The sequence below is a fragment of the Paenibacillus sp. 203 genome, from assembly GCF_037027525.1.
In the GTDB taxonomy this organism is placed as follows: Bacteria; Bacillota; Bacilli; order Paenibacillales; family Paenibacillaceae; genus Paenibacillus; species Paenibacillus polymyxa_B.
Genome location: NZ_JAXCHD010000004.1, coordinates 372,491 through 397,457 on the forward strand (window position 1 = coordinate 372,491; position 24,967 = coordinate 397,457).

22 protein-coding genes and 1 riboswitch are annotated in these 24,967 nt (G+C 48.1%); of the genes, 16 read left to right on the top strand and 6 right to left on the bottom strand.

Annotation, left to right across the window (positions count from 1 at the left end; translation table 11 throughout):
* Positions 1 to 82: 82 nt before the first annotated feature.
* Positions 83 to 853, top strand: coding sequence for an MBL fold metallo-hydrolase (locus WA407_RS11145; protein ID WP_336077373.1), 771 nt, complete (start codon positions 83 to 85; stop codon positions 851 to 853).
* Positions 854 to 862: 9 nt separating this feature from the next.
* Here the strand turns inward: WA407_RS11145 and WA407_RS11150 are convergent, their stop codons facing one another.
* The gene (locus tag WA407_RS11150; RefSeq protein ID WP_336077374.1) at positions 863 to 2,362 is read right to left on the bottom strand and encodes an aminotransferase-like domain-containing protein; all 1,500 of its coding nucleotides are present in this window, start codon (positions 2,360 to 2,362) and stop codon (positions 863 to 865) included.
* Between the two features lie 132 nt (positions 2,363 to 2,494).
* On the opposite strand from WA407_RS11150, the gene WA407_RS11155 reads away from it, so the two are divergent.
* Positions 2,495 to 3,406, top strand: a complete 912-nt coding sequence (locus WA407_RS11155; protein ID WP_061829547.1) for a DMT family transporter — start codon at positions 2,495 to 2,497, stop codon at positions 3,404 to 3,406.
* Between the two features lie 139 nt (positions 3,407 to 3,545).
* Here WA407_RS11155 and WA407_RS11160 read toward each other — a convergent pair whose 3' ends face one another.
* The gene (locus tag WA407_RS11160) at positions 3,546 to 4,346 is read right to left on the bottom strand and encodes a Cof-type HAD-IIB family hydrolase (protein WP_061829546.1); all 801 of its coding nucleotides are present in this window, start codon (positions 4,344 to 4,346) and stop codon (positions 3,546 to 3,548) included.
* Positions 4,347 to 4,508: 162 nt separating this feature from the next.
* Positions 4,509 to 5,510 (bottom strand): lipoate--protein ligase, encoded by a 1,002-nt coding sequence (locus tag WA407_RS11165; RefSeq protein ID WP_061829624.1) that lies wholly within the window; start codon positions 5,508 to 5,510, stop codon positions 4,509 to 4,511.
* A 159-nt stretch (positions 5,511 to 5,669) separates the two neighbouring features.
* Here WA407_RS11165 and cobD point away from each other — a divergent pair, with 159 nt between their 5' ends.
* The 10 genes from cobD (at position 5,670) to WA407_RS11215 (ending at position 16,137) form a co-directional block, all read left to right on the top strand.
* On the top strand, positions 5,670 to 6,773 hold the full coding sequence (gene cobD / locus WA407_RS11170; protein ID WP_069291415.1) for a threonine-phosphate decarboxylase CobD: 1,104 nt from the start codon (positions 5,670 to 5,672) through the stop codon (positions 6,771 to 6,773).
* On the top strand, positions 6,763 to 7,734 hold the full coding sequence (gene cbiB, locus WA407_RS11175; RefSeq protein WP_336077375.1) for an adenosylcobinamide-phosphate synthase CbiB: 972 nt from the start codon (positions 6,763 to 6,765) through the stop codon (positions 7,732 to 7,734). The genes cobD and cbiB overlap by 11 nt, the downstream gene beginning before the upstream one ends.
* A 44-nt stretch (positions 7,735 to 7,778) precedes the next feature.
* Positions 7,779 to 8,537, top strand: a complete 759-nt coding sequence (locus WA407_RS11180) for a histidine phosphatase family protein (RefSeq protein WP_336077376.1) — start codon at positions 7,779 to 7,781, stop codon at positions 8,535 to 8,537.
* A 122-nt stretch (positions 8,538 to 8,659) separates the two neighbouring features.
* A riboswitch (cobalamin riboswitch) is annotated at positions 8,660 to 8,853 on the top strand.
* 208 nt (positions 8,854 to 9,061) lie between these two features.
* A complete protein-coding gene (locus WA407_RS11185) occupies positions 9,062 to 10,069 on the top strand; it encodes an ABC transporter substrate-binding protein (RefSeq protein ID WP_336077377.1) in 1,008 nt (335 codons plus the stop codon).
* Entirely contained in the window at positions 10,066 to 11,112 is a 1,047-nt protein-coding gene (locus tag WA407_RS11190) for a FecCD family ABC transporter permease (protein ID WP_103047604.1), read from the top strand. Before WA407_RS11185 ends, WA407_RS11190 begins: the two co-directional genes overlap by 4 nt.
* Complete coding sequence (locus tag WA407_RS11195) at positions 11,109 to 11,942, top strand: ABC transporter ATP-binding protein (protein ID WP_053324912.1); 834 nt, start codon at positions 11,109 to 11,111, stop codon at positions 11,940 to 11,942. Before WA407_RS11190 ends, WA407_RS11195 begins: the two co-directional genes overlap by 4 nt.
* Positions 11,943 to 11,985: 43 nt before the next feature.
* On the top strand, positions 11,986 to 13,056 hold the full coding sequence (gene cobT / locus WA407_RS11200) for a nicotinate-nucleotide--dimethylbenzimidazole phosphoribosyltransferase (RefSeq protein ID WP_336077379.1): 1,071 nt from the start codon (positions 11,986 to 11,988) through the stop codon (positions 13,054 to 13,056).
* Positions 13,053 to 13,613 (top strand): bifunctional adenosylcobinamide kinase/adenosylcobinamide-phosphate guanylyltransferase, encoded by a 561-nt coding sequence (cobU, locus tag WA407_RS11205; protein ID WP_336077380.1) that lies wholly within the window; start codon positions 13,053 to 13,055, stop codon positions 13,611 to 13,613. The genes cobT and cobU overlap by 4 nt, the downstream gene beginning before the upstream one ends.
* On the top strand, positions 13,610 to 14,479 hold the full coding sequence (cobS, locus tag WA407_RS11210; protein WP_336077381.1) for an adenosylcobinamide-GDP ribazoletransferase: 870 nt from the start codon (positions 13,610 to 13,612) through the stop codon (positions 14,477 to 14,479). Before cobU ends, cobS begins: the two co-directional genes overlap by 4 nt.
* 38 nt (positions 14,480 to 14,517) lie before the next feature.
* Positions 14,518 to 16,137, top strand: coding sequence for a cobyric acid synthase (locus WA407_RS11215; RefSeq protein ID WP_336077382.1), 1,620 nt, complete (start codon positions 14,518 to 14,520; stop codon positions 16,135 to 16,137).
* A 97-nt stretch (positions 16,138 to 16,234) separates the two neighbouring features.
* On the opposite strand, the gene WA407_RS11220 is transcribed toward WA407_RS11215, so the two are convergent.
* Positions 16,235 to 17,935, bottom strand: a complete 1,701-nt coding sequence (locus WA407_RS11220; protein WP_235307825.1) for a methyl-accepting chemotaxis protein — start codon at positions 17,933 to 17,935, stop codon at positions 16,235 to 16,237.
* Positions 17,936 to 18,432: 497 nt separating this feature from the next.
* On the opposite strand from WA407_RS11220, the gene WA407_RS11225 reads away from it, so the two are divergent.
* The 3 genes from WA407_RS11225 to WA407_RS11235 all read left to right on the top strand — a co-directional run bounded on the left by WA407_RS11225 (position 18,433) and on the right by WA407_RS11235 (position 22,232).
* The gene (locus WA407_RS11225) at positions 18,433 to 19,668 is read left to right on the top strand and encodes a PTS transporter subunit EIIC (protein ID WP_254327655.1); all 1,236 of its coding nucleotides are present in this window, start codon (positions 18,433 to 18,435) and stop codon (positions 19,666 to 19,668) included.
* Positions 19,669 to 19,887: 219 nt separating this feature from the next.
* Positions 19,888 to 21,285, top strand: a complete 1,398-nt coding sequence (locus WA407_RS11230) for an L-cystine transporter (RefSeq protein ID WP_061829066.1) — start codon at positions 19,888 to 19,890, stop codon at positions 21,283 to 21,285.
* 248 nt (positions 21,286 to 21,533) lie between these two features.
* Positions 21,534 to 22,232, top strand: a complete 699-nt coding sequence (locus WA407_RS11235) for a queuosine precursor transporter (protein WP_069291426.1) — start codon at positions 21,534 to 21,536, stop codon at positions 22,230 to 22,232.
* A gap of 67 nt (positions 22,233 to 22,299) precedes the next feature.
* Here WA407_RS11235 and WA407_RS11240 read toward each other — a convergent pair whose 3' ends face one another.
* Together WA407_RS11240 and WA407_RS11245 are read right to left on the bottom strand one after the other, a co-directional pair.
* Complete coding sequence (locus WA407_RS11240) at positions 22,300 to 23,388, bottom strand: M24 family metallopeptidase (protein WP_336077383.1); 1,089 nt, start codon at positions 23,386 to 23,388, stop codon at positions 22,300 to 22,302.
* Positions 23,389 to 23,460: 72 nt separating this feature from the next.
* Positions 23,461 to 24,189, bottom strand: a complete 729-nt coding sequence (locus WA407_RS11245) for an MBL fold metallo-hydrolase (RefSeq protein WP_336077384.1) — start codon at positions 24,187 to 24,189, stop codon at positions 23,461 to 23,463.
* A 203-nt stretch (positions 24,190 to 24,392) separates the two neighbouring features.
* Between WA407_RS11245 and WA407_RS11250 the strand changes: the two genes are divergently transcribed.
* Positions 24,393 to 24,905, top strand: coding sequence for a GNAT family N-acetyltransferase (locus WA407_RS11250; RefSeq protein WP_061829070.1), 513 nt, complete (start codon positions 24,393 to 24,395; stop codon positions 24,903 to 24,905).
* Positions 24,906 to 24,967 lie beyond the last annotated feature (62 nt).

A 24,967-nucleotide genomic window follows, 5' to 3' on the forward strand; every position in this document is an offset into this window, starting at 1 on the left:
GGATTTACGCAGATGATTTACGTAGAATCGGTCCGTTCGTTATAATAGTAGTAAAAAGACCCAGGTAGATAGGAGTTAAACCATGAATCGGCTTATTTTTCTTGGCACGGGGGATGCAATGGGGGTTCCGCGTGTATATTGTGATTGTCTCGTATGCACAGAAGCTCGCACGACAGGGGCGAATGTAAGATTGAGATCGTCTGTGCTGATCGAAAGCGAGACGGAGGACTTTATGATTGATTGTGGCCCGGACTGGCGCAGACAGCTAGAATTGCGCGGTCTGCGTTTTATCTCTACGATCCTTGTGACACATGCACATTTTGACCATATTGGAGGATTACCAGAATGGGCAGATGCCTGTCGCTGGACTGGGAACAGAGGTCGCTTGTACGCGCCACAGGAAGTGATCGACACGATCTTGCGTCAATTTTCCTGGCTCTCTGGAAACTTGGATCTTATTCCAGTAGACCAGGGAGCCCAACTTGGCGGGTGGAATATCCGGGGATGGCGTGTGAATCACGGGAAGAACGGATATGCCTACGCTTATCGTCTGGAAAAGGACGGTTTCTCGTTGGCTTACTGTTCGGATTCGATTGGATTGAATGAGACGGAAATTCTGCCCTTGCACAATCTGAATTTGCTCGTCCTGGGAACGAGTTTTTATCATGAGGAGGCCGAGTATGCCACCCGTTCCGTATATGACATGCTGGAGGCTCAGGAGCTTATAGGAAGGCTTAAACCCGAAAGCACAGTGTTTACACATATGTCCCATGATGTGGATGTCACACGCAACTATGGGCTTCTGGAAGGGATTAGCTTGGCACACACCGGCATGAGTTTGCCGTTAGAATAAAGGTGACCTTTACCTTTGCATCGTTTGACTGATACGTAGAAGTGTGGAGATTCCTTCTTTGATTTGTAGCTCGTTGGCGTATGAATAGGACAGCCGTACATGCGTTTTACCCTCTGCGCCGATGGGATCAAATACATTGCCGGGGACAAAGGATACAGACTCTTGTAAACTTTTGGCAAGTAATTCATTAGGTTTCAACGTAGAAGGCAGCTGGAGCCACAGGTTGAGTCCCCCTGCCGGGCTGGTCCACGTCCAACCGGAGTCGCGGAGACTGTCTTCCATCGTTTCCTTACGAATCTGGAGCGCGATACATAGCTTTTTAATATGCTGCTGCATACGTGGAGATTGAAAGTATTCTAAAAACAGCTTTTGATTCAGCAGTGGCGATCCATTGTCCACTAACGCTTTGACGTTCAGCAGGCTGTTCATGAGCTGTGGTCGGCAGGTCACGGCTGCGATTCGTAGACCGGGTGCGACATATTTACTGTAACTTCGAATGTAGACGACGCTTCCCGAAACATCATAGGCGAAAATCGGAGAAGGGGGCTTTTGCCCAAAGCTAATGTCATAGGTGCTGTCATCCTCAACAATGAGGCACCCATAGCGCTCGGCTAGTTCAGGCAGTCGTTTGCGCTGCTCATCGGGGACTGTAAAGCCCGTCGGGTTGTGGAATGTTGGATTCATATAAAAGAGGCGTGGTCTTTCCGTTTTCATGCACCACTCAATCTGGTCCAGATCATAACCTTCTGGTCGAATATCAGTCATAGTCAGACGTGCGCCGAGTCTACGGAATATTTCCATAGCGGGGCCATAGGCAGGGCGTTCGATCAATACACGGTCTCCTGTACGGAGCAGAGATCGGCCAATTAAATCAATGGCTTGCTGTGCTCCGGAGGTAATCAGCACTTCATCCGGTGATAAAGCAAAATGCTTATCCACGCTAAAATGCTGCGCCATGGCCTCCCGAAGCTCGGCATCACCCTGCACAGCGGAATAGGTGGCTGCTACTTTCGGATGCTTTTCAAATACCTGTATCATTAGCTCTCCCCAAAATCGATTGGGCAGGAGAGAGGGGTCAATCAGCGCTTTGGAAAACTGGAAATTCGTATTTACGGATTGAACGCGGCTAAGTCCATCCATTCCTCTCCAGGCTGAAACTGACGGATCATCTGCCGCATGGGCAGATTCGGAGTGAAACGTGAGGTCAATGGACGAATGTCCCGAGTAGCCAGCATATTTTGCATGCCCAGTCGCTTGGGAAGCATGAACGTAATATCCTGATTTGTCCTTTACATAGACCAGTCCCCGTTGCTTCATCTCCTGATATGCCCGGAAAACAGTTAGCCGATGTACACCCAGCTCCTGAGCCAAGCTTCGTACGGACGGCAGCTTCATGTCTGTTTGCCAATCCCCGCGATCAATCCGCACAGTTACATAATGGATAACCTGCTCATACAGCTTTAAGGCATGATCGGCTGCAAAGAGTAGTTCGCTGTTGTTCTTAACCATGCTATCCACGCTCCTTTCTGTGTATTGTACTATATAGCACTTCAAAAACGTATACAACTGTTCTGTAGTTATACATCTGTTCTGTTCGTCTCCCTGTATGCTTAAAAGCAACTGAAGGGAGAGGGACGTATCATGATAGGTATCGCGTTTACAGTAATGTGTCTTATTTTTGGCACAACGTTTTTGGCCATAAAAGTGGGAGTGGAAGCCGGACTTCCGCCATTCCTATCGGCAGGGGTACGTTTTTTCGCGGCAGGGGCGATATTGTTCATTGCTATGAAGCTGACCGGAAAAGTACGATGGTCGTTATTATGGCGGAAGGAAATGTTGCTAATTGGAGCAGGAACGACCTTCGGTACATTTTCAGCTTTGTATTGGGCAGAGCAATATGTCAGCTCCGGGATCGGAGCTATTTTGTCAGCTACCGGGCCGATGATGATCGTCATTTTGCAATCTGTACTGCTACGGCAAAAAACGTCACGGATTACGGTCGTTGGCTGCATGATCAGCTTTCTTGGTGTGGTGCTGGTTGTGCTGCCCGGATTGGCGGTTCAAATCAGTGGTCTGTGGCTGGCGGGATGCCTTGTCATTTTGCTGGGGGAGCTGTGTTATTCCGGGGGAGCTCTGTATTCCAAGCGAGTGATGGATGTATTTCGTGAAACGAACCCGATTGCCCTGAATGCGGCGCAAATGATCCATGGGGGATGGATGCTGCTGTTACTGTCTGCGAACACGGAACCGTGGAGTTCTGAGGGGTGGCAGTACCTTCCTGCCATGGGGTCTTTACTTTATCTGATCCTGTTTGGTTCGATGATTGCACATACACTGTTCTACTGGCTCATGGAGCGTACAAATCCCCTGTTTCCGACGACGTGGCTGTATATATCACCGCCGATTGCGGTGGGCTTGGGAGCGTTGTTGTATGGAGAGCATGTAAGCTGGTGGATGCTGGCTGGGGTGCTGCTCATTGTGACCGGATTAATCCTTATGAACAATGGAATCATACGTCTGGTGAACAGGCGTAAGGTACGTTCTGCTGCCTGATATTTTAAAGGGGGCAGGTTATTATATGATCTGACAGAAAAGGCCTCCAAACTGTCGTATGTTACTGGACATGCGACGTTTGGAGGCTTTGTTGTTGTACTACTTCATTTAAGTATTATGGGAACAGTCACTTTTTACTTTATTCAACGTTGAGTACGAATTTGTCGATGGCGTGCTTAACACCGTCTTCGTTATTGCTGCGAGTGATGTAATCAGCCAGCTTTTTCAAATCGGGAATGGCATTCTCCATCGCTATGCCGAGACCAGCGCATTCAAGCATCTCGTGGTCGTTCCAAGAGTCACCGATAGCAATTGTTTCCGACAGTTCACAGCCAAAATGATTTGCAAGGAAGGTAAGCGCATGGCCCTTAGTGCCTTCATGATGCATAATTTCCAGAAAATGAGGCTTGGATTTTGTAATGTGAACTTCATTGCCAAGCAGTTCGCGAAGTTCAGGAATTAATTCATCCAACACTTCAGGCTCGTCGATAATCAGCAATTTAGGAGCCGGCTGCTCTATAACTTTACTGAATACAGGCTCTACAAAATATTCCGTGTTGTTCAGCTCCGTGTAATCTTTGATTTTCTGATTATCTTCACGTGTGTACAATTTGTCATCAATATACGTTTGCAGATGCAGATTGCGTTCCACGCAGAATTCAAACAGACGACGTGCAGCCACGAGTGGAACATAACGCTCATACAGCACGTTTTCGTCCAGCAGGTTTTTAACCAAAGCTCCTTGGTACGTAATGATCGGCACGTTCAAACCCGTCTGGCGAGCAATTTTGTGTGCAGAGGCATAAGCTCGTCCAGTAGCGAGGGTAACCACCACACCTTTTGCTACAGCAGCTTCTAATGCCTGTTGTGTCGCTGGTGTGACTTCTTTCTGGTCGTTAATGAGTGTATCATCAATATCAATGGCAATTAATTTATACATATCGGTATTCTCTCCTTTATCTCTATCATGGGGCAATGCTAAAATTGTATCTTATAATATTCAAAATGACAATATCGCAATGAAAAGGGGACAGCTCATATAAGAGCCTGTCCCCTTATAACCACTGAAGTATTGGCTTGAAACGATGGGGAAAAGTAACGGTTAGTCTTCCAAAAATACAAGTCCAACAAAATCGTCCAGCTCAATATTACCAAAATAGTGCTTCAAATCGAGAGAGGATAAGGCTTGACGTACCTCACCTTCATCATAGCGCTTGCCGCGCAGGATATTTTCAATATCAGCAACGTCACCCACACCGAAGAAATCCCCATAGATTTTAATATCACGGATGTAGCCTTCCTTAAGATCCATGCGGATATCAATAATACCGACCGGAAATTTACGTGTGTGCTTGATATTGCTCTCGGGCGATAGACCGTAGTTCCAATCCCACGATTGGTAGCGTTCTTTGGAAATTTCATGGATTTTGGCCCAATCGGTATCGGTGAGCTTATATTGAGGTACCTGATCCAATTCTGAACCGAATACGAAACGCAGCAGTTCCTCACGAAATTGCTCTATGGTCATCTCACGGTCCATCAGTTCGCTGATGTTAGCCACGCGACTGCGGACGGATTTTGTGCTTTTGGATTTAAACTTTTCGGGATTGGCATGCAACGATGCAGCCACATTGTCCAGATTCAGGTTAAACATCAATGTACCGTGGCTGAACATACGTCCGCGTGTGGCAAATTGGGCGTTTCCTGAAATTTTACGTTCTCCGACCTGTAGATCGTTGCGGCCTGTCATTTCAGCTTCTACTCCCATTTGGCGCAGGGCATCAATCACAGGTTGCGTAAATTTGAGGAAATTATGAAAGGACTCCCCGTTATCCTTGGTAATAAAGCTGAAATTTAAATTACCGAGGTCATGATATACAGCACCGCCGCCGGACAGGCGACGAACGACTTGAATATTGTTGTCCCTAACAAACTCGGCGTTGATTTCTTCAATAGTGTTTTGATGCTTGCCTATAATAATAGAAGGCTGATTAATGTAAAACAGCAAATAGCTGTCGTCCAGCGGTAGATGCTTGAGCGCGTATTCCTCAATAGCAAGATTAATGGCTGGATCGTGTATCCCCTGGTTGTCGATGAACAGCATGTCCATTCCTCCGTATATAAACTGTGTAATTTATGTGTGCCTCCTTCTATTGTAACCCAAGTGAGCCATGTACAAAAGCTCATTTGCATTGACGGGACGCAAAAAGCAGCCTCATAATGGAGCTAAATGATTGGAAACGGGCGGAAAGGATGAGAGGCAATGATAGAGGTTTACGGTCATGGTGGAGACAGGGAAACAGCTGCCGCGACTTTTGGCGGAGCTGCTGCGGATTTTGTAGATTTTAGTGCAAATATTAATCCGCTTGGTCCACCGCCAGAGGTGCTTGAGGCGCTGCAACACTCATTTGACACTGTGATTCGCTATCCAGACCCTGGGCATCGGAATTTTAAAAATATGCTCGCACGGCGACTGCATGTTCCACCGGAGTCGCTAAGTATCGGAAACGGAGCGGCTGAAAGCATGGCGCTCCTACTATTGGGACTAGCTCCTAAGCGTGTGGGTACAGTGGAGCCGTGTTTTTCGGAATATGCCGAGCTGGCGGGCAAATTCGGAGCCGAGGTCAACCGGGTGTATGGGAAGGCCTCGCTTCAATGGAAGGCGGACGTGGAGGACATCCTTCAGCTCATGGAGCAGGTAGATGTTTTGTTCCTCGGACAGCCGAACAATCCAAATGGCGTGCAATATAGTGAGCAGGAGCTGTGCGAGCTGGCAGAGGCGGCTGGCACAACGGGTACCGTGCTGGTGGTGGATGAAGCATTCATTGATTTTATTCCGCTGGAACGGCGAATCTCACTGCTGCCTGTGCTGGATCGCTATCCTCATGTGATTTTGATCCGGTCAATGACCAAATTTTATGCCATTCCTGGCTTGCGATTGGGCTATGCGATTGCTCATCCGGACTATATCCGGCGAATGACGGCCAAACAGGTGACCTGGAGTGTGAATGGATTGGCGTTGCTGGCTGGGGAGGCGTGTTTGAGAAGTGGGCAAGCATATGAGCGCCAAACACAGGAGCTGATTGCTGCGGAGCGCAACCGCCTGTTGACCGCCTTGGCGGAATGGGGCTGCGGTGTCGTTCCCGGTGAAGCCAATTACGTGCTGGCAAGGGCGCCGGGTACGTGGAGCGCATCGGCTATTCAGCAGGCGCTTGGACAACGCGGAATTCTTATACGTAGCTGTGCTATGTATCCGGGACTGACGACGAGCCATTTTCGGATTGCGGTCAAGGACGCGGAAGCCAACGACAGGCTGCTGTCTGTATTGGGTGAAGTGCTGGAGGAGGAGCAGCGGCGTGACAGTTAGCTTGATTATCCTGGCAGCTTACCTTTTGGACAGGCTGATCGGTGATCCGAGGTGGTTGCCGCATCCAGTCATCGGTATGGGACATGCCATTTCAGCATTGGAAAAAGCGATTCGTCGCCAGGTCCGCAGTGATCGGGGGCTGAAACGTGCGGGTATACTGCTTCCGCTCATTGTGGCGGGAGGCTCCTTTGCGCTCGCCTGGGCGCTGTTGCACTTGCTTGCCTGGATTCATCCGTGGTTATCTGTCGGCGCAGAAATGGTGCTGATTGCGACCACGATTGCTTCCAAAGGACTAAAGGATGCAGGAATGGCAGTATATCGAGCGTTGCAGGCGGATGACCTGGCTGCGGCACGGCGGGAGCTAGGCATGATTGTCGGGCGGGATACGCAACAGCTTGATGAACCTGAGATTGTACGCGGTACGGTTGAAACGGTCGCTGAAAATATCGTGGATGCGATTATTTCCCCGCTTTTTTATGCCCTGATCGGGGGAGCACCCTTGGCGCTGGCTTATCGTGCTGTGAATACGCTAGATTCCATGGTTGGCTATAAAAATGAAAAGTATCTGCATTTAGGCTGGGCTTCAGCACGTCTGGATGATGTGGCTAACTACATTCCGGCACGCCTGACAGCGGCAATGCTTGTGGTAGCGGCGTGGATATACAAGCGAGATGCTGCTAGAAGCTGGCGCACAGTCAAGCGAGATGCTCGTCTGCACCCAAGCCCGAACAGTGGCTTCCCGGAATCAGCTGTTGCTGGAGCACTGGGGATTCGTCTTGGAGGCTATAATGTGTATCATGGCGTACGCTCTTTTCGTGCATACATGGGCGATTGGATACGACCGCTAGAGTCGAAAGATATACGGTATACAATCCAGCTGATGTTCGCCGTGTCCAGTATGTTCGTAGGATTGTGTTTGTTAGGAGCCGCAGGTTGTTTTGCCTTGGGATGGGTGCGGTGAGGGTGAGGCGTGACACACTGAATAATGATCGAGCAGGAAGTGACATGATCTTGAAACAAGATATAGCAGCAAAAAGGACGGTAGAATACGTACAAAGTCCGAACTCACAGGAGGATAAGGTGCCGTATGATGCTAAAGAAGATCTGCATTGGGACATGGAGCTCGTGTTAGTTCGTCACGGCACAACCTTATGGAATAAGGAACGTCGATATATGGGACACTCCGACTTAGGTTTGCTACCAGGAGCAGAACAAGAATTAAAGCCTTTGCAAGAAGAATTGCAGGGGCAGTCCTTTGCTCGAATCTATTGCAGCGATTTAATGCGATGTTGCCAGACCTTGCAGATCATTGTGCCGGAGTCAGAATTGACGTCTGGAGGTTCCCTATCCACTATGTCTCCTATGATGGAACCACGTCTGCGAGAGCTTCATTTTGGCGAGTGGGATGGAAAAACGTATGACATGCTCAAGGATGTGTCATTGTATCGCGCTTGGATTGATGAGCCGCAACGGATAACCCCTCCTGGAGGAGAGTCTTGGACAGATTTTGTGAATCGTTTGCGGAAATTTCTTGACTCTCTGTATGAATGGCGTGTTGCTATGGAAGTTCGACCCATGGATTTGACTGCTGGGCCGCTCTCTGTTTTGGTCGTTACGCATGGTGGCGTAATTCGTCAGTTAGCTTGTATGCTGATACCGGGCCATGATTTTTGGAGTCTGAATCCGAAGCCGGGAGAAGCATTTAGGATTCAATTGAGGCTGGCAGGACCGCACAATTACATAGCCGAAATGCTCCCTCATTAGGTTAGACACCAGTGGATAAAGAGGCTGTTTGGGTTGTAAGCCGCCTCATTTTAACCTATAATCATCAAGTAAAAGAACGGCTTGACTACCACTACATCAAATATCCAGCAGACGAGGTCGGCGCAGTGTGATGAAACTATGGTTTCCCTTGCCTGCGCTGTTAAAAGGGAAGTCGGTGTAAGTCCGGCGCGGTCCCGCCACTGTAAATGGAAGCATGCCCGTTAGTCCTGCTTTATGTGCTACTAAGCATATGAAGGAATTTCAGGACATGCATCTTACCATAAGTCAGGATACCTGCCCGTCCGCCTGTCACCATAATCCTTCGAGGAAAGGATGACGTGTTCGCAGTGACTGTCCGTGCGGAAAGAAGCTGCCGCCTGCGCACGATCTGCGCTAACGTGACCCCTGTGTCCTGATATAAGGATGCGGGGGTTTTTTGATAGGAAAAGAAGGCTGGATTTAGAAGATATCTGATGATGCTCAAGTAACGCTCTTAACGATTTTTTTATGAAGGGGTGCAAATCATGGCAGGAAAAAAAATAAAGGTTTGGACAACAGGTTTATTGGTTCTGATTTTGGCAGTTGTGCTGAGTGCATGTGGCGCTAATGGGAAAAATGCTGAAAATAAAGAGAATCAGACTTCTGCACAGCAGCCGGGAAAGACCGTAACCGCACAAGAGCCTCCGGGCAAAACAGTTTACCCACTCACAGTTAAGGATGCAACAGGACAGGAATTTACATTCAAAAAAGCGCCGGATAAAATCGTTTCCGTCTCCCCGGCAGAAACCGAGGCGCTGTTCGCCATCGGACTGGATAAGGAAATAGTTGGCGTCTCCGACTACTCTGATTACCCGGAAGCAGCTACGAAAAAGCCTAAAGTAGGCGGTATTATGAAACCGAACGAAGAGGCGATCATTGCTGCTAACTCGGAAGTCGTTTTTGCAGGGATATCACTTAGTGAACAGGCTACGACCAAGCTGCGCGACATGGGAATTATGATTTTTAAAACGGAACCGAAGACAGTTGAAGATGTCATAGCTAACATCGAATTGTATGGAAAAATCACCGATCATCAGAAAGAAGCGAGAGCGGTGACTGACAAGATGAGAGCAGATGTAGCGGAAGTGAAAGAAGGAGTTAAAAATATCGGTAAAGGGCAGAAGCTGCGGGTATACGTCGAGTTTTCACCAGGCTGGACAGTTGGTAAAGGCGAGTTTATGGACGAGCTGATTACGTTGGCGGGCGGCGAAAATGTAGGTGCCACGCAGAAGGGGTGGTACCAAATTAGTGAAGAAAATATTATTGCTGCGAACCCTGACGTGATTTTGTACAGCAAAAGTGTCAAGGACGACAAAACTGGCCAAACGCTCGGCGAAATCATTAAAGCTCGCAGTGGATGGGATCAAATATCGGCTGTTCGCCACAACCGGGTGTTTGCCGTGGATGATAATTTGATCAGTCGTCCGGGTCCACGCGTAACGGAAGGTCTCAAGGAAGTGGCCAAGGGCGTGTATCCTGAAATTTTCAAATGAACCGTAAACTGATCGGCTTTGGAGGGACAGGTCTTGTCCTGCTGTTGCTGACGCTGCTGCTCTGTCTTGGCATCGGCTCGGCCAAGCTTCCGGTCAGCCAGATCACGGGCATTCTGGTTAACCACCTTCCGTGGTTAGGCGATACGTTTACACCGGATTGGAATACATCCTCAGAGCAGATTATTTTGAAGGTCAGATTGCCACGAGTGTTACTGGGAATGTTGGTAGGAGCAGCGCTGGCGCTGGCGGGAGCCGGATTTCAGGGTGTGCTGCGTAATCCTTTGGCTGATCCGTATACACTGGGGGTATCCTCGGGGGCTTCGGTAGGAGCGGCAGTACTGATCTATTGGGGCCTTCAATTTTCATTTGTTGGCATATGGACGCTGCCGCTAGTGGCATTTACGACCGGAATGCTGACGCTGTGGATGGTGCTGACGTTGGCACGGGAAGGTGGAAAAATTCCGACACAAAGTCTCATTTTGTCGGGTGTGGTGATGCAATCCTTTCTGGGAGCGGTTGTTTCCTTTCTGACAGCCATGTCGAAGGAGACGGTCAATGAAATATTGTACTGGACGATGGGAAGTCTTAGTCTGCGCGGTTGGTCATATACAGGAATCCTTTTACCTTATGTGGTCATAGGACTGGTATTTCTATGGAACCGGGCACGGGTGCTGAATATTTTGGCTTTGGGTGAACGTCAGGCGGCTCACATGGGAGTTCATGTAGATGCGACGAAGCTATCTGTCCTGATCATTTCCACGCTGCTGACAGCTGCCGCTGTCTCGGTATGTGGAGTGATTGGCTTTGTGGGACTTGTTGTACCGCATATCATTCGTCTGGTGACAGGTCCTGATTACCGGATGATTGTTCCATTATCTGCGCTCGGTGGAGCCATTTTTATGGCTTGGGCAGATACGGCGGCTCGCACGTTGTTAGCCCCCACGGAAATTCCTCTGGGCGTGATGACGGCCTTTGTTGGGGCACCGTTCTTCGCATATCTCCTGTATCGGAACAAGAAGCTGCGCAGGGGGGAACTGCTGTGACAGAACAAAGTGAATCACAGAAAGTGCGTGATCGGGCATTAGAGGTAGCGGGTCTGACACGTGCCTATGGAGAGTTCCATGCGTTAAAGAATATAAGCTGGAGCGTCGACGAAGGAACTTGGTGGGGGATTATTGGTCCGAACGGCAGTGGAAAATCGACCTTGCTGCATCTGCTTTCGGGTGTAGATCAGCCAACTTCGGGAAACGTTCATATCTATGGCAAAAAGGTCGGTAGCTACAGCAGAAAAGAGCTTTCCCGACTCATAGCCGTACTCCAACAGGAAGGGCTTCCTCCGGTGGGATACACCGTCAGGGAAGTCGTAGAAATGGGACGTTTTCCTCATCAGGACTGGTTAGGCAGGGAAAAGGGTGTTGATGTGGAGGCGATCACAGATCGCGTGCTGGAGCGATTAGGTCTTACCACGTTGGCGGACAGAGCATTGGACCGCTTGAGTGGGGGACAGCGACAGCGTGTAGCTTTGGCAAAAGTAATGGTGCAGGAGCCACGAATATTGCTGCTGGACGAGCCTACGACCTATCTGGACTTGCGCTATCAGCTTGAATTTATGGAACTGCTGGCAGATTGGCGCCAAGAAACGGGTGTGACGATCATTGCGGTCTTGCATGATCTTAACTTGACAGCCCAATTTTGCGAAGATTTGCTTGTACTCAAGGATGGAATGGTTGAAGGATTGGGAGCTTCATCGAAGTTATTAACCGAGGATCGGATTCGACGAGTATACGGTGTTGAGCCTGTGATGCTTCCGCATCCTGATAGCGGTGTGCCGCAGCTCTTGCTGCGCAGAAGTGCTTCGGATACAGCAGATTAAATAAACGATGAAACACACTTAAAAAGAGCAGGGAGTGGAAGATATGAACAACAAGCTGCGTCAGCTGATCGATAGCATTGCCCAGCCGGATGGGGTGGCGGCCTCGGCAGCTTCAGCCCATTTGGACCAATTAACAAAGCCACCGGGAAGTCTTGGAAAGTTGGAAAGTGTGGCCATCAAGCTAGCAGGAATTACAGGAGTGGACAAGCCTGAATTTGATCTTAAAACGGTTATGGTCATGGCTGCGGATCACGGGGTGTGTGAAGAGGGAGTCAGTGCCTTTCCGGCTGAGGTTACACAGCAAATGCTGTATAACATGCTGTCAGGTGGCGCGGCAATTAATGTGCTGGCACGCCATGCGGGCGCAGATGTCAAGGTGGTAGATGTTGGCGTGAATGCGGATGTCGCTCACGCGAATCTGGTGGACCGTAAGGTACGCATGGGTACTTCGAATATAGCTAAAGGGCCAGCGATGCTACGTACGGAAGCGGAACAGGCGGTTTTGGCCGGAGCTGAAGCCGTAGCAGAAGCGGTCAAAGGTGGCACACGGCTATTCGTTACCGGAGAACTGGGCATCGGGAATACGACAGCCAGCGCTGCGGTCGTATGTGCTCTTACCGGGCTAGAGCCGGAAGTTATCGTAGGCCGGGGAACGGGTGTAGATATGGCTGGGCTTACCCGTAAAATATCGGTTGTCTGCCGCGCATTGGACGTAAACCAGCCAGATGCAAATGATGCGCTCGATGTGCTCACTAAGGTCGGCGGTCTGGAGATTGCCGCCTTGGCAGGAGTCATCCTCGGCGCAGCCGCACATCGCTGTCCAGTCGTGTTGGACGGCTTTATTTCAGGCGCAGCCGCCCTTGCAGCGCGTGCACTTGCGCCTGCTAGCGCTGCGTACATGCTCGCTTCGCACGCCTCGGACGAGCGCGGGCACGCGGCGGTGCTCCGCCAGCTCAAGCTGGAGCCCATGCTTTATTTGGACATGCGGCTCGGGGAGGGCACAGGCGGTGCGCTTAGCTTGCACCTGATTGATGCGGCGTGCCGCATCATGCGCGAAATGGCGACCTTTGCCGATGCAGGCGTATCGGACGGTCAGGGGGCCGCGCAGCGATGAAAGCGCTGGTGACCGGCGGGGCACGCAGCGGGAAAAGCGGCTTTGCCGAGCGATTATGCATGTCGCGCGCTTCGCGCGCCTGCTACATTGCAACGGCGCAAGCCTATGACATGGAGATGAAGGAGCGCATCGCCCTTCATCGGGTCCAGCGCGAGTCTGCTGGGTACGACTGGCAGACGCTGGAGGAAGCGCAGGCGCTGCCGGAGCTGCTGCAGCGGCTTGGTGGCGATCGAGCGTCGCAGCCCGCGCCTATGTTGCTGGTCGACTGCCTGACCCTGTGGCTGTCGAACGTACTGCTGGCCGCAGGCGAGGACGGCGAAGCTGCGTCCAGAGCTGCCATTAATGAACTGGCGGCAGCTGTGGAGCAGTATCCAGGGCAGCTCGTCATCGTAACCAACGAGGTTGGTGACGGTATTGTGCCCGAATATCCGCTGGGTCGGCTGTATCGGGATTTGAGTGGGGTTATGAATCAGCGGATTGCCCGTCTTTGTGATGAAGTATTTTTGGTGACGGCGGGGATTCCCGTAGAACTCAAACAGTTGGAATATAAGCTATGAGCCGCGAACGTCAGGCTGTTGCGGCGGCTTTTCAATTTTTAACGCGTCTTCCGGTGAAGGCGGAAATAGATTTTTCCCCGGATTTGCTTAAACGCAGTGCAAGTTATTATCCGCTGGTGGGAGTGGTTATTGGCATCATTGTCTGGGGCTTTGCGGCGCTTACTTCTATGGTGTTGCCGCCGTTGCCGTGTGCGATTCTTACGCTTGTTGTCTGGGTTTGGTTGACGGGCGGGTTGCATTTGGACGGGTGGATGGATGCGGCTGATGCCTTATTCAGCTACCGATCCCGTGAGCGGATGCTGGAGATTATGAAGGATAGCCGTGTAGGAGCAATGGGCGTTATTGCTTGTGTGCTGCTACTTATGCTCAAGGCTTCTTTGCTGTATACGGTGCTGGTTGAACGGAATGTGTCTGGCTTGCTACTGCTTCCGATGGTTTGGAGCCGCTGGTTTATGGTACATGCAATGAAACGCTGGCCTAAAGCCCGTAATGATGATGGGCTGGCTGCGCGTTTTGCTGATATGAGTGGTGGCCGCGTAGGGTTGGCCGTATTCTGGGCAGTATTAGTGACCCTAAGTGCTGCCGTAGGACAATATCTTCTGGCAGATTTGGCTACAGCAACAAGGGGGACTGGGAATCTGTCGTTGGCAGGATCCTACTTACAGACGTTCCTTTCATATTCTGAGAGCCTTCCAATCTCGCTAGGTTTTGTGTTGCTTCCGGTCTTGGCTTACGGTGTTGGAACCTTCACGGCAAACTGTATTAACCGCCGCTTGGGTGGACTTACAGGAGATATATACGGAACTTTAAACGAATTGCTGGAGGCTGTTTTATTGTTGTTTATTGTCATTTTGTACGGGTTGTGACCAGATTTGAAATGAATTCGTTAAAGGGGAAGAGGCAATTGTCAACTTTCGAACCGTCCTGCACGAACCCGGCAGCCGTATTAATGCTTCAAGGAACAGCGTCGGATGTGGGCAAAAGCGTGGTGACGACTGCGCTTTGCCGTATTTTTACGCAGGACGGATATCGTCCCGCACCGTTTAAGTCGCAAAATATGGCGTTAAACTCTTATGTTACCGAGGACGGCAAGGAAATTGGACGCGCTCAGGGGGTGCAGGCTGAGGCCTGCGGTATTGAGGCCACAACTGACATGAATCCGATTCTGATTAAGCCGGTCAAAGATATGCACTCACAGATTGTTGTACACGGTGTACCTTATGCCTATATGAGCGCTTCCGATTACCGGAAGGATTTTTTGCCAAAAGCCAAACAGACCGTTATGGATGCTCTGAATCGGTTGCGTGATACCTATGATATTGTCCTTATGGAAGGGGCAGGCAGCCCGGCAGAGATTAATTTGAAGGACCGCGATATCGTAAATATGAATCTGGCAGGTTGGGCGGATGCTCCAGTGTTGCTTATTTCAGATATCGACCGGGGTGGTGTTTTTGCCTCTCTCGTAGGAACTATCGAATTACTGGAACCCCATGAAGTACAGCGTATCCGCGGATTTATCATTAACAAATTCAGAGGCGATCTGTCTCTGCTTCAACCAGGATTAGACTGGCTGGAAGAACGGACAGGCATTCCTGTACTCGGTGTATTGCCCTATCTGCCAGACATTCGTATTGAAGCTGAGGATTCGGTAGTACTGGATAAGAAGCCCAAACAATCTGCAAAGGATAAAGAACTGGATATTGCGGTGATACGATATCCGCGGATTTCCAATTTTACAGACACGGATGCTCTGGCCGCAGAACCGGATGTGAGTGTTCGTTATGTCACAGAAGCCGGACAGTTGGGCGTACCGGACGCCATTATCTTACCGGGGACCAAAGACACCATTGGAGACCTGCTGGAATTGCGTGAGAGAGGTCTGGAGAAAGACATTCGGCAGGCTATGAATACCGGACGCACGCAGCTCGTTGGCATTTGTGGAGGTTATCAGATGCTGGGTACCGCACTATTTGATCCCGAAGCCGTCGAATCTGGGTTGCCGCAGCAGGCAGAAGGGTTAGGTTGGCTTGCTCTATCCACGACCTTTTTAAAGGAAAAGCAAACCGTACGCGTACAGGGAACCCTGTCTAATCATTGCCCGCTTTTGCTTAGCACTGCGACTGATTCAGGTTCTGCCTGCAAGCCAAGCATTGAAGGTTATGAAATACATATGGGCGTTACGGAGTATGTTACGGAACCATGCGCACCTACAGATAGAACTTTAAACCTAAGCGAAATGAAAAGGTTATTCTATATCCGGCGTGGCGAAGGAACAGCTTTTGAGGAAGGCTGGGGTACAACAGACGGTAAAGTATGGGGAACCTATTTGCACGGTGTGTTTGATAATGACCGTTTTCGCCGGTGCTGGCTGGATGGATTGCGACAAGCCAAGGGTTTGGCACCTTTAGAAAGCACTTTTACTGTACGTGAAGCCAAGGAACGAGAGTTTGACCGTGTCGCAGAGGTGGTCCGGGCTCATTTAGATATGGAGCAAATTTATCGTATTATGGGAATGGATTCATAAACTTCATGGATGATTATTAAAATCGCTTTTAAAAAATAAAGAGGTATCTCTACAGCCATTTTCAAGACTGTGAGATACCTCTTTGTATTGTATCGGCTTACGTAATTTTAAATTTTTGGACAGCCTTTTGTAGTTCGGTTGCTTGTTTGCTTAATTGGCGAACAACCTCGCTGTGGCTTTCCATTTCATTCAGTTGCTCATCGGCATTTAAACCGATTTCTTGAATCATATGCTGTGCATTGGCTGCGATGAGTGCTGTCTCTTCCACGGAAGCAGATACTTCCTCCGAGCTGGCAGATACCTGCTCTGTTGCTGCAGATACCGTTTGAATCGTAGCATTGATCTTTTGCATAAGCTCACTTAGCTGGTTAAAGGCTGAGCTCGCTTGTTGAACCATTTCCGTTCCCGAATGAATTTCACGGCTCACCTGGGTCACAGAGTCCACAGATTGTTGCGATACTTCTTGAATGGTAACCAAATAGTCGGAAATTTCTTGTGTGGCTTCTTTAGATTGCTCGGCAAGCTTACGTACTTCTCCGGCTACTACGGCAAAGCCCCGTCCATGTTCGCCCGCACGGGCAGCTTCAATGGAGGCATTCAGGGACAACATTTGAATTTGCTTCGTAATATCGAAAATAGCCGAAACGATACTGCCAATGGCTTCTGAGCGCTCATTCATACTATGGATGTATCGAAGCGATTCATCGGCAGCATGTCCTACCTGTGACATTTGAGCTACAGCCTTTTGAGCGAGCGTATTACCGTTAACCGTTTCTTTTGTCGCTTCACTGATTTGATCGGATACATCATTGGCAGAGGAGGCGATGTGCTGAACACCTTGAGCGATTTCCTCCATAGCCTGTGCATTTTCAGCAGCAGCTGTAGCTATGCTGGTACTGCCCTTTGCTACTTCCTCTGCGGCAACTGTAGAGTCCTGCACTTTTACACTGATAGCCTCAGTCCGACGAAGTAGCTCGTCCGATCCTTCAACAACCGCACCGGATGTAGAAAGTACATGGCCGATCATTTCTTTCAAGTTATGAGACATGGATTGGAAGCTGCGGGCAAGTTGGGCAATTTCATTAACTCCATGAACCTTCGCTTCTTGTGAAAGATCACCTTGAGCAATTTTTTCGCTATGACGAACCAATTCAGCAATGGGTTCTACAACTTTACGTATCACGAGGGTAGAAATAATTCCGCCCAGCAGGAGCGTTGCCACTGTAATACCTATGCAAATCCATAGAATTTGTTGGGATTTTTCCTGTACAAATCCGACGTCTTCGTTCACACCCAGAACTAGATTACTACCTGATATAGCAAAGAAGGCGGTTTTGTGTACTCCGTATGAATCGCTGTAAATTTCACTGATATTCATCTCGCCTTGTTTTGCTTTTTTAATATCCTCAACAGGAATGAGTGCATCCTTGACCTTGTATACTGATTTTACATTCCGTGCGACGACTTCGGCTTTATCATCCTTCACTACCGTGATATATGCCGATTCTAATTTGAGGGTATCGACCTTGTCCTGAAGATAGGATTCCATCTGTATAGCGGAGCCGGAATCAGAACCGCTTCCTTGCCCAGCCTGAACAGCTAAGGAAATATTGAGATCCTGATACACATTTTTAGCTCCAGTTTCTAGCAATTGGTCTACCTGAGGCATGACACTGTTATTAATGATACTCATGGATATTGCATAGAAACTGATGCTGAACAAAAGGGACGCAAAGAGCTGAATCAGCAAAAACATAATTCGTAATTTCGCGCCAATGGAACGATTAAAACGCTTCATGAAAAATCTCCTCTCACATGATGGTAATAAAATCAGACGAATTCCCTGCTTGAAGTAGGCCGCTTGTCCAATAGATACTTGACACGCCATGATCTACTTGTGTTCCTTTCCTTGCTTGAAGAAAAGACTGAAAATGTTCGGATTCTATGTATATTTCAGCTGAATTCAAGGGACAAGAATATGAAAGGGAAGTAATCCATGATTTACTAAAAAGTAGGTTAGACCTATTTTACATAATTAACAGACGGTTGAATAGTCATATTTGCCCAAAAACAAACAAAAAATATATAACTATGGTCTTAGGTGTTTAGATGTAAGTTAGATGTAAATTATCTGGTGCATAAAAACGAATAGATTACTCCTTCTTTAAAACTATTGTAAAAAAGAAGTAATATAAGTAGCATAAGGAATACGGCTTTTTTACAATATTCTTCTAAGCTTGGTTTGTAAGTTCGAAAGTGGTCTTCAATATACATATAAAAGGGGAAACGGTTGTTATGAATCGGGATTTACTTTCCAAAGAAGTGATTTCGCAGGTCAGAGGAGAAGATACACAGGAGCTGACTTCCGGCAGTTATAGAGCTGCCACAGGGAGAAATCCGATAAGTCGACTATTAGATTATGTATCAGGCGTATTTACTCCGATCTTGCCGGCAATGATTGGTGCGGGAATGGTTAAGGTAATTATATTAGTTTTAATATCCTTCGGTTTATTGTTGTTTGATCCGCAGGTATATACTATTTTAACGGCTATCAGCGATGGGATATTTTATTTTTTACCTATTTTCGTTGCGGCAAGTGCGGCAAGAAGGCTGCGCAGCAATGTGTTTGTTGCGGCAGCCATCGCAGCATCCGTATTCCATCCCCAATTAACAAGTTTACTCCAGTCTGGTGAGGAGGTACGTTTTGCCGGTCTGCCAGTTATAGACCCACAAGCTGCTTCATCTATAGTACTCATACTTGTTGTCGTCTGGATAGCATCGTATGTCGAAAAATGGTTAAACAGGTATATCCCTTATTCACTTAAATTAATGGTTGTCCCGACTTTGACACTGATGATCACTATACCTTTAATGGTGTTCGCTTTCGGGCCACTGTGGAGTTATCTCGGCCAACATGTATCCGATGGACTAGGCTGGTTGTTTGACAATGCAGAAGTATTTACAGGGTTGTTGCTCGGAGGCACGATGTCTTTGCTTATTATTGCAGGTATGCAATATATAATGCTACCGATTATGATCAGCTCGCTTACAACATTGGGTTATGATCACCTTTTTCCCGTGGTCATTGCAGCGGCTTTCGCTCAGGCTGGCGCAACATTTGGCGTATGTGTTAAATCCAAAAATGCCAAAGTCAAAACGCTGGCTGCGTCCACAGGTTTGTTGGCCATGCTGGGAATCATTGAACCGGCCATGTATTGTGTCAATATCCGTTTCAAAAAACCGTTAATAGCAGTTATGATCGGTGGAGCCGTTGGTGGGGCTTGTATGTGTCTGTTTGAAACGGAGCTTACTAGTATTGGTGTCTCTGCTGGGCTGCTCAGTTTGCCTTTATTTTCTGAACCCACGCTTGTGTACGGTATTGTGGGTATGCTGATTTCGTTTGTTACGGCTGGCGTAATTACGTATTTTGTGGGCTTTGTGGATGAAAAAGACGAGCATTCGCAAGGAGTATCTACATCTGGCATGAATGCTTCTCCGAACTCGGTTGTGGAAAAGAGCCCCGGCAGCTAAGTTGAATACATGTCGTTCTGTTCAGGACAAAAAAACAGCAAGCCCTCGAAAGATGAAGGCTTGCTGTTTGGCGTTTTCGATAAAATCCAAATTTGAAGCTGCTTAACTATTTTATTGTTAGAAAACCTACAAAAATAGTTGGTTTTGTGATATAGTATTCTTCGGATTGAAGGATCACCTTATAAAACATATTAAGTATAAGTTTGGAGGAAATAATACATGGATACCTTCTTTATTATTTTAAATGTAATCGTGCTGCTTTTGCTGCTAGGCGTATTGGTCTGGATGCAGAAAAAGCACATCTCCTTTACAAAAAGGGTATTTGCCGGACTTGGCTTCGGACTGATCTACGGGGCTATTCTACAATATGCTTATGGCGCAGGATCAGAGGTCATTACAAAATCGGTTGATTGGTTCAACCTCGCAGGTAACGGTTATGTCCGTTTGCTGCAAATGGTCGTTATTCCGCTTATCATGGTGTCGATTATTTCGGCTATTATGAATTTGAAGGGAAGACAGAACCTTGGCAAAATCAGCGTGTCCATTATTGCAGTACTACTGATTACAACGGCAATTGCTGCTTCAGTTAGTATTGTAACCAGCCTGTCGTTTGACCTAAAGGCAATTGAGATTCAAGGTGGGGAAAAGGAACAAGCACAGGGCTTGAAGATGGAAGAGCGCCTTGGAACAGTTCAGGACATGACCATTCCACAGCAGGTGCTGGAATTTATTCCTTCAAATCCTTTTGAGGATATGACGGGAGCACGTCGTACGTCGACGCTGGCGGTGGTTATTTTCTCGGCCTTTATCGGGGTGGCTGTGCTCGGATTGGATCGTAAAAAACCGGAACAGGCGCAAACCTTCCGTAAGGTGATTGATGCAGTGTACGCTGTAGTGATGCGGATTGTAACGCTGGTGCTGAGATTGACTCCTTACGGCATTTTAGCACTGATCACTAAAGTAGTAGCTACGACCAATCCAGATGAAATTTTGAAGCTAATCAAGTTTGTGCTCGCTTCTTATGTGGCTCTGTTGGTCATGTTTATCATTCATCTTATTTTGCTGGCCTTGTTCGGCTACAATCCGGTGACGTATGTGAAAAAGGTATTGCCTACACTGGTTTTTGCTTTTACTTCTCGTTCCAGTGCGGCGACCATTCCGTTAAATGTTGAAACACAAACGAAAAAGCTTGGTGTGTCCGACGGCATCGCGAATCTGTCTGCGACCTTGGGAGCGACTATTGGGCAAAACGGCTGTGCTGGTATTTATCCGGCAATGCTGGCGGTTATGATTGCTCCAACCGTGGGTATTGATCCAACGAGCTGGGATTTTATCCTCACGCTGATTCTGGTCGTTACGGTCAGCTCGTTCGGCGTGGCGGGTGTAGGCGGTGGTGCCACTTTCGCTTCCCTGATCGTGCTTTCCACCATGAATCTTCCAGTGGCATTGGCAGGATTGCTCATCTCAGTCGAACCGTTGATTGATATGGGACGCACAGCGTTAAATGTCAATGATTCTATTACTGCAGGTCTCATTTCAGGCAAGGTGCTCAAGGAGAACGATCAAGACGTATTCAATAATCATGGTATGGATTTGGATGCAACGGCACACTCTTAAGTAATGATAAATGAAGGGTGTACGATCAGTCTCATATCACATCTGTAGCCTATATAACACACGTACTGTATGTACGCTGTACAAAGAGCCGGCCATAAGGTCGGCTCTTTGTATTGAGTTTAGGGCAGTGTAAATTATGGCTGTTCACAAATCCTAATCTATGATACATTAAAATAATGTTTTTCCGGCTTGCTTCGGATGAACCGCGGTTCGCAACCATCCCGCGCTATCAAAACTAGGAGGATTTCATGTTTAATCTGTTATGGGGGGCAGCTTTTGTCCTCGTCAATTTTATGTTCTTTTTGTTATGTTTTCGGTTGTTCGGTAAAAAAGGGCTGTACGCCTGGATTGGTGTTGCTACTGTACTGGCCAACATTCAGGTAACCAAAACGATTGATCTGGTCGGCATTACCACGACATTGGGAAATACGATGTATGTTTCTATGTATATGGCCAGCGACTTACTGAATGAAAAATATGGGCCTAAAGAAGCGCGTAAAGCTGTGTGGTTCGGCTTTTTCACTCTGATTATGACGACGATAACGATGCAGATGGTGCTGCAGTTCCAGCCTACTGCAACGGATTTTGCCCAGACACCGATGCAACAGCTGTTCGGATTGTTGCCAAGACTTGCGCTTGCCAGCTTGACAGCCTATGCGGTCAGTCAATTGCTGGACGTGCGTCTGTACGCCTGGATTCGCAAGTTCTTCCCGGAACGTCATCAGCTCTGGATTCGCGGCAATGGCAGCACGATGATCAGCTCGTTTATAGATACGCTCATTTTCTGTACTATTGCCTTTTACGGTTATGCGTGGGGGATATGGCTCGAGATATTATTCACCACCTACATCTTAAAATTTGTACTGACCGCGGCGGGTACACCCATTTTGTACATCGCACGCAATTTCCGCTTTATAGAAGAGGAGGGGCAAACCCTCAAGCCATGATGGCTTGGGGTTGCCCCTCCTTTTTTTCATCCTTTTTTACATACCAATATAATGAATAGCGATGGGTTTATCCGAGCACTGTCAGTTCTTTTGGAAAAGAGGTAAGCACTTCAACACCATTAGAGGTGACCAAAACGTCATCTTCAATCCGCACACCGCCGAGGCCTGGCACATAGATGCCGGGTTCGATTGTGAACACGAAGCCTTCATGAAGCAGATCGCTATTGCCTCCGTGTACAGATGGATATTCGTGAACACTCATACCAAGGCCGTGTCCAACTCGATGGTTAAAGGCAGGGCCGTATCCAGCGGCTTCAACAACAGCCCGTGCTGCCTGATCTACGGATGCGCAGGAAACTCCCGGGCGAATGGCGGCAATTCCCGCTTCGTTCGAGCGAAGAACCGTATTATAAATCGTTTCCAGCTCAGCCGTCAGCTTTCCAAAAGCAAAAGTACGCGTAATATCCGAAGCATAGCCATCGGAATATACGCCCATATCAAACATGAGCAGATCACCAGGCTGTAGCTTGCGGGTGCCCGGAACACCATGAGGCAAGGCTGTTTTGGGTCCAGATAGCACTGTCGTGTCAAAGGACGGGCCATCTGCGCCGATTTTTTTCATCTGATATTCGATTTCGGCCACCAGCTCGACTTCCGTCACTCCTTCGCGCACATGGGTGAGGCCGTGGCGAAGAGCATCTTCCACCAAACGAGCTGCATGTTTCAGACGTTGTACTTCCTCAGGAGTTTTTCTCACACGCATTTCTTGAAGCACAGGACCCAGATCCACATATTGAGTCGCGCCAATAGCAGTATGTAACTGTTCATAACGGAGGACGGAGACGTGCTCCTTTTCCAGTGCGAATGTTTTCACTCCGGTGCCTGTACGTTGACGCAACAGATCATATGGATTGTCCGTATCGGTGTGGGTGGATATACGAGTCACAGAAGAAGCAGCTTGGGCGGCTTCTGCATCCAGAGCGGGTACGATCAGTTCTGGTTCTTGGTCTCGAAGCAGCACGAGACCAAGAAAACGCTCATGCGGATCACTGGCAAAGCCCGTCAGATAGTAAATATGTTTGGGATCGGTCACAAGCAGGCCATCCCAAGATTGTGATTTCAGTTCATCATATAATCTTGTAATTTTATCATTCATAGAGTCTCATTCCTTTCTGTCCATGTATTCATTATAGCTCTTATTACATCATAATTTATAGCTTTGAATGGCTTACTCTCTTGCCTGACTTAATGTTTGCAGACGTGCTTGTACGTTCTGATCATAGTAGCCGCCATGGTAGCAGATTACCTTTTCAACATCCAATACCGTCAGCTTTTCGAGGCTCTTCAGAGCCAATGGCATATCCGGCGTAGCCGACTCAGCAGGACCGACCAGTTCACCTTCGACTACCAGCAGTTCATCTGCTGCCAACAGTAGCTTTTGTGCGGGCACATACAAGCTGATATGCCCGGGCGTGTGACCGGGTGTATGAATAATCTGTATGCCCCCACCATAAGGCAGATGCTCACCGTCCTCAAGAATATGAGCAAAGCGCAAATCTGGCAGGCGGCGAATCATATCCTCTGCTTGCTGCTTGAGCACAGTATCCATTTGTTTAATCCGTTCCGACGTCAGCTTCACAAACGGTCGCTCTCCTGTCATGTAAGGAACGTCATCCTTATGGGCTAACAGGGCAGTATTCGGCAGCAGATCCAGCAGTGCATGAACATTTCCGATATGGTCAATATCCTGATGTGTTAAAATAATTCTTTTCACGCGGCTGATATCCTCACCCACATCTGAGATAGCCTTGCGTAATGGCTCAAATTGGCCGAGCATTCCCGTGTCAATCAGTGTAAGTCCATCCTCGTCCTTGAGCAGTACAGGATAAATAGTCGTTTTTCCAAAAAAAGATTCCATAGGTATTTCCAAAATCAAGAGTTGAGTTCCAATATTCATATTAAGCTGCTTCAGAATCCTTGACTCCGAAACATACCTCCCGTCTCATCGTGTTAAATCGTTTTCCCCGTTTTTATTTTTCCTTATCTTCAAGCTCTATTATAAAACCCTTTGGGACTAATCCGCAAAACAACTCGATATGGCTGATCGGGCGCTTGTCTTGTACAATAAATAAATCACACCATAGGAGGCGGATACGAATAATGAATCAGGACCAATCTTTTTCCATTGAATTTGCGTGCAGAGAGGATCTTCCCGATATTGTGGATATTTATAATTCTACGATTGCAGGACGAATGGTCACCGCAGATCTGGAACCGGTGACAGTGGAGAGCCGCATTCCATGGTTTGAGGCTCATCAGGAGAACCACCGCCCTTTGTGGGTTTTAAAGCAAAAGGGGACCATTGCCGGTTGGGCCAGCCTTCAGTCCTTTTATGGGCGTCCAGCTTATAACGGTACAGCAGAAATTAGCATTTACGTCCATGAGGATTCTCGTGGAACCGGAACAGGAAGTCGACTGGTACAGCATTTGCTAAATGAATGTCCGAGACTGGGGATTACAACGTTGTTGGGATTTGTTTTTGGTCATAATGAGCCAAGTATTGGGCTGCTGCGGAAGTTTGGTTTTGAGCAATGGGGGTACTATCCGCGTGTAGCTGTGCTGGACAGCATAGAGCGAGATTTGGCGATATTGGGCAAGCGAGTGGATGAATAATAGTTTATGACAGTTAAATATTTTTTTGTAATGTGTACAGAAAAAGGCTGTTTTCAAAATCG